The organism is Rhodoferax sp. UBA5149, from assembly GCF_002413825.1.
Lineage (GTDB): Bacteria > Pseudomonadota > Gammaproteobacteria > Burkholderiales > Burkholderiaceae_C > Rhodoferax.
Map to the genome: position 1 here is coordinate 1 of NZ_DHXT01000172.1, position 11,561 is coordinate 11,561.

General features: G+C 55.6%; 15 protein-coding genes. 6 read left to right on the forward strand and 9 right to left on the reverse strand.

Translation table 11 applies throughout. The features are described from left to right. The coding region (locus B3V69_RS15525) for an acyl-CoA dehydrogenase family protein (RefSeq protein ID WP_296447919.1) at positions 1-899 on the forward strand (899 nt) is incomplete at its 5' end. On the opposite strand, the gene B3V69_RS15530 is transcribed toward B3V69_RS15525, so the two are convergent. The 3 genes from B3V69_RS15530 to B3V69_RS15540 all read right to left on the reverse strand — a co-directional run bounded on the left by B3V69_RS15530 (position 871) and on the right by B3V69_RS15540 (position 2,179). Then, positions 871-1,071, reverse strand: coding sequence for a hypothetical protein (locus B3V69_RS15530; RefSeq protein ID WP_296447920.1), 201 nt, complete (start codon positions 1,069-1,071; stop codon positions 871-873). The genes B3V69_RS15525 and B3V69_RS15530 overlap by 29 nt on opposite strands. Before the next feature lie 9 nt (positions 1,072-1,080). Beyond that, positions 1,081-1,863 carry an alpha/beta fold hydrolase gene (locus B3V69_RS15535; RefSeq protein ID WP_296447921.1) on the reverse strand — a complete coding sequence of 261 codons (783 nt, stop codon included), beginning with the start codon at positions 1,861-1,863 and terminating at the stop codon, positions 1,081-1,083. Between the two features lie 88 nt (positions 1,864-1,951). Then, a complete protein-coding gene (locus tag B3V69_RS15540) occupies positions 1,952-2,179 on the reverse strand; it encodes a TetR/AcrR family transcriptional regulator (RefSeq protein ID WP_349679222.1) in 228 nt (75 codons plus the stop codon). A 133-nt stretch (positions 2,180-2,312) separates the two neighbouring features. On the opposite strand from B3V69_RS15540, the gene B3V69_RS15545 reads away from it, so the two are divergent. Then, positions 2,313-3,236, forward strand: coding sequence for a LysR substrate-binding domain-containing protein (locus B3V69_RS15545; RefSeq protein ID WP_296447938.1), 924 nt, complete (start codon positions 2,313-2,315; stop codon positions 3,234-3,236). Positions 3,237-3,327: 91 nt separating this feature from the next. Here B3V69_RS15545 and B3V69_RS15550 read toward each other — a convergent pair whose 3' ends face one another. Both B3V69_RS15550 and B3V69_RS15555 read right to left on the reverse strand, forming a co-directional pair. Next, positions 3,328-3,810 carry a cupin domain-containing protein gene (locus B3V69_RS15550; protein WP_296447922.1) on the reverse strand — a complete coding sequence of 161 codons (483 nt, stop codon included), beginning with the start codon at positions 3,808-3,810 and terminating at the stop codon, positions 3,328-3,330. A 110-nt stretch (positions 3,811-3,920) separates the two neighbouring features. Continuing rightward, positions 3,921-4,997 (reverse strand): NAD(P)H-dependent flavin oxidoreductase, encoded by a 1,077-nt coding sequence (locus B3V69_RS15555; RefSeq protein ID WP_296447923.1) that lies wholly within the window; start codon positions 4,995-4,997, stop codon positions 3,921-3,923. Between the two features lie 356 nt (positions 4,998-5,353). Here B3V69_RS15555 and B3V69_RS15560 point away from each other — a divergent pair, with 356 nt between their 5' ends. The 3 genes from B3V69_RS15560 to B3V69_RS15570 all read left to right on the forward strand — a co-directional run bounded on the left by B3V69_RS15560 (position 5,354) and on the right by B3V69_RS15570 (position 7,596). Beyond that, complete coding sequence (locus B3V69_RS15560; RefSeq protein ID WP_296447924.1) at positions 5,354-5,998, forward strand: TetR/AcrR family transcriptional regulator; 645 nt, start codon at positions 5,354-5,356, stop codon at positions 5,996-5,998. A 79-nt stretch (positions 5,999-6,077) separates the two neighbouring features. Then, positions 6,078-6,857: an AraC family transcriptional regulator gene (locus B3V69_RS15565; RefSeq protein WP_296447925.1), complete on the forward strand. Its 780-nt coding sequence runs from the start codon at positions 6,078-6,080 to the stop codon at positions 6,855-6,857. Between the two features lie 94 nt (positions 6,858-6,951). Next, positions 6,952-7,596: an FMN-binding negative transcriptional regulator gene (locus B3V69_RS15570; RefSeq protein WP_296447926.1), complete on the forward strand. Its 645-nt coding sequence runs from the start codon at positions 6,952-6,954 to the stop codon at positions 7,594-7,596. Between the two features lie 79 nt (positions 7,597-7,675). Here the strand turns inward: B3V69_RS15570 and B3V69_RS15575 are convergent, their stop codons facing one another. From B3V69_RS15575 to B3V69_RS15585, 3 genes are all read right to left on the reverse strand, one after another. Beyond that, positions 7,676-8,506 carry an isocitrate lyase/PEP mutase family protein gene (locus B3V69_RS15575; protein WP_296447927.1) on the reverse strand — a complete coding sequence of 277 codons (831 nt, stop codon included), beginning with the start codon at positions 8,504-8,506 and terminating at the stop codon, positions 7,676-7,678. 65 nt (positions 8,507-8,571) lie between these two features. Then, positions 8,572-9,402, reverse strand: a complete 831-nt coding sequence (gene panB / locus B3V69_RS15580) for a 3-methyl-2-oxobutanoate hydroxymethyltransferase (RefSeq protein ID WP_296447928.1) — start codon at positions 9,400-9,402, stop codon at positions 8,572-8,574. 23 nt (positions 9,403-9,425) lie between these two features. Continuing rightward, positions 9,426-10,361 carry a DMT family transporter gene (locus tag B3V69_RS15585; protein ID WP_296447929.1) on the reverse strand — a complete coding sequence of 312 codons (936 nt, stop codon included), beginning with the start codon at positions 10,359-10,361 and terminating at the stop codon, positions 9,426-9,428. Between B3V69_RS15585 and B3V69_RS15590 the strand changes: the two genes are divergently transcribed. Next, positions 10,360-10,680: a hypothetical protein gene (locus tag B3V69_RS15590; protein ID WP_296447930.1), complete on the forward strand. Its 321-nt coding sequence runs from the start codon at positions 10,360-10,362 to the stop codon at positions 10,678-10,680. The genes B3V69_RS15585 and B3V69_RS15590 overlap by 2 nt on opposite strands. Positions 10,681-11,066: 386 nt before the next feature. Here B3V69_RS15590 and B3V69_RS15595 read toward each other — a convergent pair. Continuing rightward, positions 11,067-11,561 (reverse strand): DUF1345 domain-containing protein (locus B3V69_RS15595; RefSeq protein ID WP_296447931.1); only part of this gene is annotated, 495 nt, incomplete at its 5' end.

Sequence of the window (11,561 nt, forward strand, 5' to 3'; positions counted from 1 at the left end):
TGATTTACAACTTCGGCACCGAGGCGCAGAAGGCGCAGCACCTGCCGGGTATTCGCGAATCGACTGTTTGGTGGTGCCAAGGCTACTCGGAACCGGCGTCCGGCTCCGACCTGGCCTCACTGGCCACGCGGGCGGAAGACCGCGGCGACCACTATCTGGTCAATGGCCAGAAGATCTGGACCTCGTACGCGCACTATGCCGACTGGATGTTTTGCCTGGTGCGCACCAGCCGGGAGGCGCGACCGCAGACCGGTATCTCGTTTTTGCTGATCGACATGAAGACGCCGGGCATCGAGGTCCAGCCGATCCCCATGTTGGAAGGCACGCATTCGTTCAACGCGGTGTTCCTTACCGACGTGCGCGTGCCCAAGGCCAACCTCGTCGGCGAGGAAGGACAGGGCTGGCGTTATGCGAAGTTCCTGCTTGAACACGAGCGGGTCGAGAATTCCAATATTGGCTTCTCGACCTTTGCGATGCGTCGACTCAAGCGCGTGGCATCGCAGGTCCAAAGCGGTGGTCGACCGTTGATCGAGGAACCGCTATTCCGTGCCAAGGTGTCTGCCGTGGAGGCGCAGCTAAAGGCGCTGGAGGTGAACACGCTGCGAGCCCTCTCAGCCATGGGGAGCGGCAGCTCGCCAGGCGCGGGTTTGGCGTCGGCTCTGAAGATCCGCGGTACCGAGATCGGGCAGCGCATCAGTGAGCTCATCTTCGAGGCGGCGGGACCCGGCGGGCAGGTGCTGGACCCGGCACTGATGTCCGGTCAGGGTGACATGAACAGCATCACACCGTCTGTCGTGGGCGCGGCGCCGAATTACTTCTGGCGACGCTCCATGTCGATCTATGGCGGAAGCAACGAGATTCAGCGCAATATCATCGCCAAGCAGGTGCTGGGGTTATGAAGGTGTCACATTTTCCGTAAGGTTTTCGTGACTGAGCGCCGTTGTAGGAATGGTGCGCGAGAAAGGCCCGCACCACCTGCGCCGCGAGGTCGTCCGACGGCAGGTTGGCCAGCTTGCCCTTGCGGGCAAAGTGAAAAGGGGCGCGGACGAAGTCAACCGTAAATGCGTTCATAGGTGTCTTTCAGTTTCGCGTGACGAAGTCCAGCACGGTGGACAGGGCCTCCGGTGCTTGAAGGATTCGGCGGTGGCCCAGACCTTCGAGTTCTAGCAGTCGGGCGCCGGGCCAGGCGGCTGCAATCTCGCGGGCATCGGACAGTGGAACCACACGGTCGTCGGCCGAGTGCAGCAGCAAGGCTGATTGCACCAGTGTTTTGGCTGTGATGGGCGTGGACACTGACGTCACGTCCAGTCCGTTCTGACGCAATTCCTCGACCATCTCGCGTGCCTGCTGTGCGTCAAGTCCGGCCTGGGCTGCGAAACTGGCGGCGTAGTCTGCATAGCGTGCGGGAGGGGCCAGCAACACCGCGCGTGCGACGCGCAGGCCCCGGCCCATCGCCTGCACGGCCACGGCCGTTCCCACCGAATGAGCAATCACAGCATGGAGCTCGCCCGTGTGCTTCTGAAGGTCCAGCAGGGCCTGCGCACCCTGCGGAATGGAGGCCTTGTGGCCCTCAGATTCGCCATGGGCTGGCAGGTCCAGCACGATTACCTCATAGCCCGCATCGATGAGCGGCGCGGCGAAAGCGGTCATATCGCTTGAATGGCCGCTCCAACCATGGACCAGCAGCACCTTGGGGCCGCTACCGGCGCGCGTCGCGGCAATCTTGCCAACCGGTCCGTCAAACTCAAAGCGGCGGCCGCCTGTTAAAAAGTCCAGCGTGCGGCCGACGGGTGGTCGCGCCGGTGTGAGGAACGCTTGGGCGACTTGATGCGGTGTCAGGCGGAGGGTGGTATCGGTTGTCATGGGATCATTCATATGATGATTGTAATATTAAAGAGCGTGAAGAGATCGAGTGGGGGTGGGACTCGGATGATCAGGAGGGGGCTTGGAGCTACGCGTGCAGGGCTTGCACGCCGTCGGCACCGGCCCGATCCGCGGCCTGGGCCGGCATGGACGTCTTGGAGTCGAAGTGGGCGTAAAAGCCGCCGTGAGTCAGGCCCGATTCCTTCATCACCTCGGCCACGTCAACGCCGCTGTAACCACGCTGGCGGATAGCAAGCGCCGCGGTGCGCACAATGCGTTCGTGGGTTTCTTCCTTGCGGTTCAAAAGTATGGCCATGGATTTAACTATTTTTAATATTATTAAAATAATATAACGTTAAATTTGTGCTGACGCGAGGCCTGTGAGCGTTACAAATCTCCTGCGCTTGTGGTTCAATCAATCTTTTGTTCTCACCACATGCACCATGGGAATGTCATTACCACTTGTTCATCTTTCCTCTCTTGATCAAATTCGAGGCTTTGTAGCCGTTGGGAGACGTATGAGCATCACGCTGGCGTCGCAGGATTTATGCCTCACTCAATCAGCTGTCAGCAGAAAAATACATGCGCTTGAAGAACAGTTAGGTGTCAAATTACTTATTCGAGGCTATCGCTCCATAGCGTTTACCGCTGAAGGTGAGAGGCTGTTCCGCAGCGCAGATGGCGTAGTGCAACAGCTGCAGGACGTGATGGGCGAAATCCGTACGGGCGGAGTGCTGCGGCCAGTGACACTGAGTGCGAGTATCGGGGTCACAGGCTTGTGGCTGCTGCCACGGCTCAACCGGTTTCAGAAACTCCATCCCGGTGTGGATGTTCGTGTTTCCGCCAACAACCGCATTACAGATTTGCGCAACGACGGTATTGACTTGGCGATCCGTTACACCACAGCCTCATTGGCCCCAGCGGGCTCCGTCCGTCTCTTCAGTGAATCCATCGCCCCCGTCGTGCATCCCTCGCTGGGCCTCAAGTTGCTGCGATCACTAAAGATCCCATTGAAATGGTCACTGCTGGAGTTCGACGATCTCCAGCATCCCTGGCTGCAATGGCGCGACTGGCTCAGTGCAGCGGAGTGGTCGGACGCCAAACCGCAAGGGATCTTGCACTTCAATCAATATGACCAGGTGATTCAGGCCGCCCTAGCCGGTCAAGGCATTGCGTTGGGACGACTTGAACTGATTCAGCCACTTCTCGACGAAGGGCGACTCATGGTGGTCGCACCCCCGAGGATCAGGGCGGAATCAGCGCACGCCTACTGGCTCATTCAGGCAGAGGAACATCCACGTCAGGATGTTTGTAGCGTTGCGGCTTGGATCGAAGCCGAAGCGCGTGACACCGGAGTTTCAATCCCATCCTGAACCTCTCGCTTCCAAGATGACGGCCTATGAGCGGGAAGTTTGACAAATGAACTCGGCATAGGCTAACGCGTCGTCCAATTTATACTGCCCTTCAATAGGGTGTTCCATTCTTATGTAAGAACTGCCATTTCCCGTCGTTACCCAATGCGGCTTGTAAGTCGTCATCGGGGTAAGTCCCGGAATCTCCAGCGGTACGGTCACCCACCTCGAGATAAAGGACGTCTTCGTTCGCTCGGTTGACGAGGTGATGGCCGTTTCCAGTGCCAGCCTTGAAACCAGCGCACATTCCCGGAGAAAGTGGCGTCTCGCCTTGGTCCGTGATGAGTACCGGGTGCCCCGCCAGGATGTACACAAATTCATCTTGCTTTGAGTGTGCGTGGCGGAGTGCAGAGCCTGCCCCAGGAACGAGGCGCGTAAGATTCACACCGAAGTTCGACAAACCGAACATGTCACCAAGCGGCCGCTTTTCTCGGCCAGTCATGCGCGATGCGAACGGCTCTGGATAGTTTGAGGGTTTCGTTCGAGCTACCGCATCCAAGGCAACGATTGCTGTTGGGAACTCTGCATTCGGCATAGGAACTCCAGGTTTTTGATAGGCGCTAAATTAGTGAAAACCGCCATGTCGCGCGGGCCATAGCTGGTAACTAAGGTCCAGATTGGGTGGGCAACCGGCCTGCAATAGCGTCACCGCTGCAGCATATTGGACATAGTTGATTTTATTTCTGCGGCCAACGTTTGCACAAGCTCGGAGGCCGTCATCTGTCGAGACATTCCAACCCCTTGTCCTGCCCAAAGGGAGATGAACTCAGACCGATCAAGTTTTCCAGCGGCTTGTCTTATTGGCCCGGTCAGTGCGTTCTGTATAGGGTAGGGCGGTACTTCGTTCTCGTATGGACGCATTTGCTCCATAAACTCGTTCACAATTCCGCGGGCGCATCTCCCTGTAAAGGTTCTTGTGAGCCGCGTACTGTCATCCTTCGCGAGTAGCAGTGATTTTTTCCATGCCAGCGGTATCGGGCACTCTGGACAAGATAGAAAAGCTGTGCCGAGCTGCGCAGCCTGCGCGCCCAAAACCAGCGATGAAACAATACCGCGGCCGTCCATCATGCCGCCAGCAGCAATAACAGGTATAGAAACCGCTGCCGTCATTTGAGGGATCAACGCCATGAGGCCGATGCAAGACTGTTCAAAGTCTCCGATAAATGTGCCTCGGTGACCGCCCGCTTCTGAACCCTGTGCGCAAATAAAATCGGCGCCGACTTCTTCCCATGCAACAGCTTCAGCAACCGTCGTAGCCGTGCCGATTACTCGACAACCCGCACGTTTGAATTGTGAAACCACGTCCTTACCCAGGATTCCAAATGTGAAGCTAACGACCGGGGGAGCCGCCTTTAAGAGCGCTTCAAGCTGAAGCTGAAAGTTCTCACAAAACTTCTCCGGCATCGAAGCTGGACCTAAATTGAGGGAAGTACGAAACGGGGCAAGAAGCGATTGCGTTCGGATAATTTCAGAATGGTCTGGATTTGGCGTATCCAGAATAAACAGATTGACGTTGAACGGCTTGCTAGTCAGCGACCTGATTTTCTGCACGCCTTCCAGGATAGCTGACGGAGGAAGCAGCGCTGCCGCAAAAGAACCGAGTCCGCCGGCATTGCTCACTGCTGCAGCCAGTTCCGGCGTAGAGGCGCCATTCATCGGCCCCTGCACAATGGGATACTCAATGCAGAGCATGTCCGTGAAGTCTGCAGACAATGTCATCATTTTTGGTGCCAAACGAGACTGTGGAAAATTCGATTTTTTCTGACCTCAAGCGTTGAGTCAGGACTGCGGGAAATACGAATTGGACGTATGAACTTGCCCCTGTTGGACGTACCGCTTAGCCACTTCATTATGCGGCCTTCAATAGCTCTGCTTCCGACGTTAATACGTGGCATGCCAGGGTCCTATTAAAGCAATGCATTCACAGGAAATAGATCGGTATCCTCTGAATTAAGTAGAACACTGATCTGTTTCCTTTGTAAACAAAAATATATCGAATTAGAAAAAAATTTCTAAAGTTTCATTTTTTAAACAATGCTAAGATAAAAAACAGAACTGTTTACTAAAAAGGCAATATAGTGGGATCCACTTCTCGGCGCGAGCACCTTATCAACACCGCGATCGAGCTTTTTTCAGAACACGGCTTCCATGCGACCGGCATCGACACGCTACTGGAGAAAGCAGGCATGTCGAAGCGTACGCTGTATACCTACTTTCGGTCCAAAGAAGAACTGATCTTGGCCGTACTGCGCCACCAGGACGGTCTTCTACGTAATCAATTCATGGCTAGCGTGGGCAAGGCTGCGGGCCAACCCGAAACACGCCTGCTGGCGGTCTACGATGTGGCTGAAGCATGGTTCAAGCAAAAAAATTTCTTTGGCTGCATGTTCATCAACGCAGTCGGAGAGTACGCGGATGCGGACTCTCCGATTCGTCAAGTCAGTATCGAATACAAGAAGTTGATGCGTGCTTACTTGCTCAGTCTCTGCAGCCAGCTTGATGTTGCTTCGCCTGAAGAGTTGGCGGATGCCCTGGCATTGCTGCTGGAGGGGGCGATTGTCACGGCGCAGGTATCCAGAAATGTACAGGCCGCACAAACCGCAAAAAAAGTGGCGAAAATTCTGATTGATGATGCGTGCAGAAAGACCACGGGACAACTACATGACAATCACTCGGATATTCAGACCTGCCCTGTTGAGTCAAATGAAAACCTTAGAAACTGACTGAAGGACGCTGCGTGCGAAGGAATTCCGGCCTGTGTATCCACAGGGAAGATGAAGGGACGACGACAGCTCAGGGGCAATGGCATACCACGAATTTTCTTTGAATGGGCTCAACAGCGAGCGAGTCGAAGCTCTGTGGTCATTTAATCCAGGGAAGGCTGCGGTCCATCGGGTTTTGCCAGATGGCCGGATGGATTTGCTTGCCAGGTTTGACGTTCGCGACGGCGGTTCAATCTCGAACGTAAGGCTGCTCATTGCCGGCCCGGCGCAGCGGCCGAGCCTTCTCCCGACAAGAGGGGACACAGCGCTACTTGGTGTGCGCTTTCGTGTCGGTTGGGGAGGTGTGTGCCTGGGCATTGATCCGTCCACCATTCGTGACAGAGTTCTGTTGGCAGACGACGCACAGCGACTGCTCGGTGTGCTCGCTGTACCCATCCTCATGTCGCGAACTGACGAGGAGCTTAGGGACACGTTGAGACGCGCAGTTGAAATCCTGACCAACAGGGCCACTCGGTTAGCACGGCAACAGCCCGTACTGGACGCAATCGCCATGGTGCATCAAACCGGCGGCTGCCTGTCCTTTGGGGCGCTGGCAAAACTCACGGATACAAACGAACGGACCTTGCGACGAGGGATGCTGGACGCTGTGGGCCTGCCCGCAAAGACGCTCTCGCTTATCGTTCGTTTCCAGCGGACGCTAGGTCTTTTGCGCCGAGTTCCGAACGACTCACTCACTCAAATCGCCTTGGAAGGCGGGTACAGTGATCAGGCTCACATGACGCGGGAATTTCGTCGTCTGGGCGGCTTCACGCCGGCTATGCGCCCCGAACTCCCCTCGATTCATCTCGCGATGCTGTGACCGATTTGTTCAAGACTATTTGAGCTCCGAGCGTTATCGTTTCGTTATCCAAGCTCGATATTGGGCAGTAACTGAAACAATTGAAGGAGACGCGGTGTACGTTCAGAAACTCTTTGAAGAGACGCGGTTAGAAGTGTTGCATGACTTTATCGAGGCTAACCCGCTCGGTGCCCTAGTCACCTCATTGTCAGGGCAGATGGACGCGAACCTTCTTCCGATTGATCTGGTCCGTGACCATGCGCCATACGGCATGCTGCGCGGCCATGTGTCCAGATCGAATCCCATTTCGCAACGAGCCGAATCAACCGCAGAGGCAATGGTGATATTTCAAGGACCTAACGCTTACATATCGCCTCAGTGGTTTGTGAATGGAACCAAGAGTGGTAGAAACGCCCCCAGTTGGTATTACGTGACGGTTCACGCATATGGCAGCATACGCATGGTCGACGAGCCTGCCTGGCTGCACGCGCATCTTCAAGCGCTGACGAACCGGCAGGAGAAAGGACGAGTCAATCCGTGGACACTCGCGAATGCGTCACCGGATTTTGTGAATCAGATGATCAAAGGCGTCGTGGGATTTGAGATTACGGTTACTCGTCTCGTTGGCAAGTGGTTTCTAGGTCAGCAACGAACGCAAGCAGACAGGGAAAGCGTCGCTTTGTCGCTGTCGGAGGACGGGACGTTTGGCACCGGCGATATCGCCAAGCTGATACTCGCGCAGTCACCTCAAACAAGCTAATTGTCGAGCATCTGCCATGCCCGAATTCGGTTGCAGGTTTGAATCGGCGCGGACTGTTTCGGGCCCGTACTGACGCGCGTCAATTTTTCGGCAGTTGGAACATGGCATTGATTTCCCGGGAGCTGATCGCATCATCTGAGTAGGAAAATGTGCCATGGTCTCGGAGTTCACGCGCTGCACGCAAGAAAGCCCCGAGCGCAGTGCGACACAATGAGCCGCCGACGCTTACCCGCTTCACCCCGATTTCCGATAGTTCGTCCAGGGTGAATTGAACGCCTGATAAGCCCATGATGACATTCACAGGGCGGTCGACTGAGCTGACCACTGCGGCGATATCGTCTTTGCTGGTGAGACCCGGCGCGAACAGGACGTCGGCACCGGCGTCCTGATACGCCTGCAGGCGTTTGATAGTGTCATGCAGGTCGGGAGGGCCGACCAGATAGTTTTCTGCACGCGCGGTCAATGTAAATGGGAACGGAAGTGCCCGCGCCGCTTCCGCAGCGGCGCGAATGCGTTCCACGGCCAATGCGTGTGCGTAAATTGGATTTTCAGCCTCACCGGAGGCATCTTCTATCGAGCCGCCTACGACGCCCGCCGCCGCGGCATGTCGAATGGTCTGCGCCACGGTGAAGGGATCATCACCAAAACCATTGACCAGGTCAGCACTCACCGGCAAGTGGGTGGCCGACGCAATGTCGGCCAGGTGAGTCATCATCTCATCGCACGCTATCGTATTGTCCGGTTGACCACGAGAGAACGCATATCCAGCGCTCGTCGTCGCCAGAGCTTTGAAGCCCAGAAAATCGAGCAGGCGGGCGGTTCCTGCGTCCCACGGGTTGGGAATAATAAACGCGTGATCCCGGTGATGGCACGCCTGAAATTCAAGTGCTTTTTCTAACTGCGACGGCATACGCTTTTCCCTTCGTGTTGGTCCCAATTGTTCTTCACTTGCGGCGAATGACGCCGTTGCCGTTCCTAGAAACAGTGCTCCGGCGCCGGGAACGATTTATCCTTGACCGCATTGACAAATGCAGAAATCGCGCCCTGAATACTGGTCTGACCTTCCATGAAATTTTTAACGAATTTCGCTTTTCGACCCGGAAAAACGTCGAGTAAATCATGCATGACCAGCACCTGCCCGGAGCAATCCGGTCCGGCTCCGATGCCAATGGTAGGAATGGTGAGCGCGTCGGTCACTGCTTTGCCCACGGCCGCGGGAATGGCCTCCAGCAAGACCATCGATGCGCCTGCGGCCTGCAAAGCCAGCGCGTCCGTTTGCAGGGTCGCGGCACTTTCTATCGTCTTCCCCTGGATCTTGTAGCCGCCTAGTTGATGGATGTATTGAGGCGTCAATCCAAGATGCGCGCACACCGGAATGGCGCGATCGGCAAGAAAACGGACAGTGTCCACCAACCATGAGCCTCCTTCGAGCTTCACCATGTGGGCGCCGGCTTGAATGAGTCGGGTCGCGTTGACATAGGCGTCGTGCGGCGTGCCGTAGCTGCCGAAGGGCATGTCTGCCATCAGCAGGGCCGTCTGATTTCCGCGTGCCACGCAGGCGGTGTGGTAGGCGATATCCGTGATCGTCACGGAAAGTGTTGAGGAATTTCCCTGGCAGACCATGCCCAGCGAGTCTCCGACGAGCAGTACTTCAACACCGCAACGATTCATCAGCGTGGCAAAACTCGCGTCATAGCAGGTCAGCACCGAAAATTTTTCGCCCCTCTTACGCAGTTCTGCCAAGGCCGGCGCGGTGACAGGTTTGCCCCAGGCAGCGGGTTCATTCTTTTGAAGGTAACCAGACATAGATCATTCTCCTGAAAATTAATTCAATCAAACTTCTTTTTGACAACGCCAGCACGCATGGCAACGCTCATTCCAATCGTCACGATCACAACGCCACTCAAAGCGATGGCACTTGGATATTCCGCCAACAGCAGTACCGCTCCAATAGTGGTCGCGCAAGGAACCGCTGCCGTAAAAAGAGCTGTTTCAACCGCTCCTAAAGAGGCGACTGCGCGGGTGTACACGAATATGGAAACAACGCCGATCAATACGCCTTGGAAAATTCCCTGCAGCAGCACTTCTTGCCAACTGACCAGTAATATTGCTTTCCCGGGTAATGCCAAATAAACGGGCAAGAAACAGCACATTGACAGAACGGCGACTATCGAGGCCGCATGAGCGGGCTTCACATCGAGTCGACGGGCGAGCACGCCGTAACCCGACCAACAGGCCGATGCCAACAGAAGTGAGCCGTCGCCGAACAACTGACGCAGGGTTGCCGTAGCCAAGCTATCCCAGGCCATTGCAACAATGCCTAAGAAAATCATGACAAGCCCCAGCTTTTGACCACCATGCGCCTTGGTGCTGGAAGTCATTCCTACCAGTATGAATGTAAATAACGGAAGAGTGCCATGCAAAAGAACGGCGCCATGACTCGCAGGTGCCAATGAGAAACCCGTGTAGGCAAAAAGCGCAAAACCGAGTCCTCCGAGAAAGGCGAGTGCCGCAGCCTCACGCCAACGAAGGCCGGAAAGGCCGTAGCGGAAAAATACCGGGAGCAAAAGCGTCCCACCGATGGAAAAGCGTAAGGCTGCAATATCGGCCAGCGTCAGTGACGATGAGAAGCCGAGCCTGGATACCAGCGTGAATCCTGAAAACAGAACAATGACAGCAATGCCGCAGAGAATTCCGATAGAGCGATTTTTTATCTCTGGGGACAATGGCGAGTTTTGAGAAGGTGATTGAGATGTGATTTTCATGGGTTTTCATTTTTTTCGCGTCAAGAAGCTGTCATTTTTTAAAATGCGAAAACGAAAATCTGGGCTCAATCGCGAGGCGGCGGCAATAGACACTGCAGTTTCGGCAACGACATGCCCCATGGTGATCAAAAATGTTGGCGGCGACAAACGATATTTACGCGGACACCGCATGCATCCAATGCATGCGGTGTCTTTGTGGAATTTGGTAACTCAAGTTCACAAGGACAGTGGTCAAAAAACCTGCCCCGGAGTTTCTCTGGAGCGATTCGCTCCTCGTGGCGATAAAGGTGGACCCGCGGTTGAACCGCTTTACCCTTAGCTCAGGAGCTTGATGAGCGACTCCGGATGAATGCGCCAACCTGCGAGCCCGGACATTCCCATGAGAACGCCAAATGCGGACGGGACCAGACTCAAGCCATAGAGCCACCACAATTGGGTGAGCGAGGCCACGGCCAGCATGGAGATGGCAATGGCACGGGGGCCTGGGCTTGTTACATGGCCTGCACGATGTTGTCATCCTTGATTTTGCAGATGCCCATGAAGGTGGCCAGCAAGGCGACAGTGATCGCAACCGCAGGCTTGAGAAGCGATGACTTGGTGTCTTTCGGTTAACGTGAAAGTTAGAGCTCGCTGCAAATAGGGCCGGACACTGGCCTCAGGATACCCACGCGCCACGACATTCTGACGCATGAAACCCTGGCGATATCACCTCGGCAACAAGCTCGCTGCGATATTGATGGTCAGCGCCAGCACCGCTGCATTGAAAAAGAATGACAGAACACAGTGGGCCAGACCCATGCGCCGCATCGCCCGACTGGTCAGTGATACATCGGCCGTTTGTCCCGAGGTCCCGATCACGCCGGCAAAGTACAGGAAATCGCCATAATCCGGTGCCTCTTCGCCCGGAAAAACGAGACCCGTTGGTTGCTGCCGGCTGACATTGAGGTAGTAGTCATGGGCGTAGTGAATGGCAAACATCAGGTGGGTGAAAATCCAGGATGTCACGACCGTCAGCGCCGTCAACGCAATGTGGCCTAGCCGGACGGGACCCGTCATGTTCTTGACGACGGACAGCTCATCCACAATGGCGACCAGGCTGGCCATTGCGGTGAGCACAACCAGCAGGAGAACGGTCTTGCGCCCCTCGTCTTGATGGAGGGCGCGACGACGGATTTTTTCGTTGGAAGATCGGGCCATCAT

Excerpts from the sequence above, each read along its gene's own strand:
- B3V69_RS15585 (WP_296447929.1), bottom strand. The coding sequence starts at position 10,361 with ATGAAAATCACATCTCAATCACCTTCTCAAAACTCGCCATTGTCCCCA.
- B3V69_RS15550 (WP_296447922.1), bottom strand. The coding sequence starts at position 3,810 with ATGCCGAATGCAGAGTTCCCAACAGCAATCGTTGCCTTGGATGCGGTA.
- B3V69_RS15555 (WP_296447923.1), bottom strand. The coding sequence starts at position 4,997 with ATGATGACATTGTCTGCAGACTTCACGGACATGCTCTGCATTGAGTAT.
- B3V69_RS15575 (WP_296447927.1), bottom strand. The coding sequence starts at position 8,506 with ATGCCGTCGCAGTTAGAAAAAGCACTTGAATTTCAGGCGTGCCATCAC.
- B3V69_RS15535 (WP_296447921.1), bottom strand. The coding sequence starts at position 1,863 with ATGACAACCGATACCACCCTCCGCCTGACACCGCATCAAGTCGCCCAA.
- panB (WP_296447928.1), bottom strand. The coding sequence starts at position 9,402 with ATGTCTGGTTACCTTCAAAAGAATGAACCCGCTGCCTGGGGCAAACCT.
- B3V69_RS15545 (WP_296447938.1), top strand. The coding sequence starts at position 2,313 with ATGTCATTACCACTTGTTCATCTTTCCTCTCTTGATCAAATTCGAGGC.
- B3V69_RS15590 (WP_296447930.1), top strand. The coding sequence starts at position 10,360 with ATGGGTTTTCATTTTTTTCGCGTCAAGAAGCTGTCATTTTTTAAAATG.
- B3V69_RS15540 (WP_349679222.1), bottom strand. The coding sequence starts at position 2,179 with ATGGCCATACTTTTGAACCGCAAGGAAGAAACCCACGAACGCATTGTG.
- B3V69_RS15530 (WP_296447920.1), bottom strand. The coding sequence starts at position 1,071 with ATGAACGCATTTACGGTTGACTTCGTCCGCGCCCCTTTTCACTTTGCC.
- B3V69_RS15565 (WP_296447925.1), top strand. The coding sequence starts at position 6,078 with ATGGCATACCACGAATTTTCTTTGAATGGGCTCAACAGCGAGCGAGTC.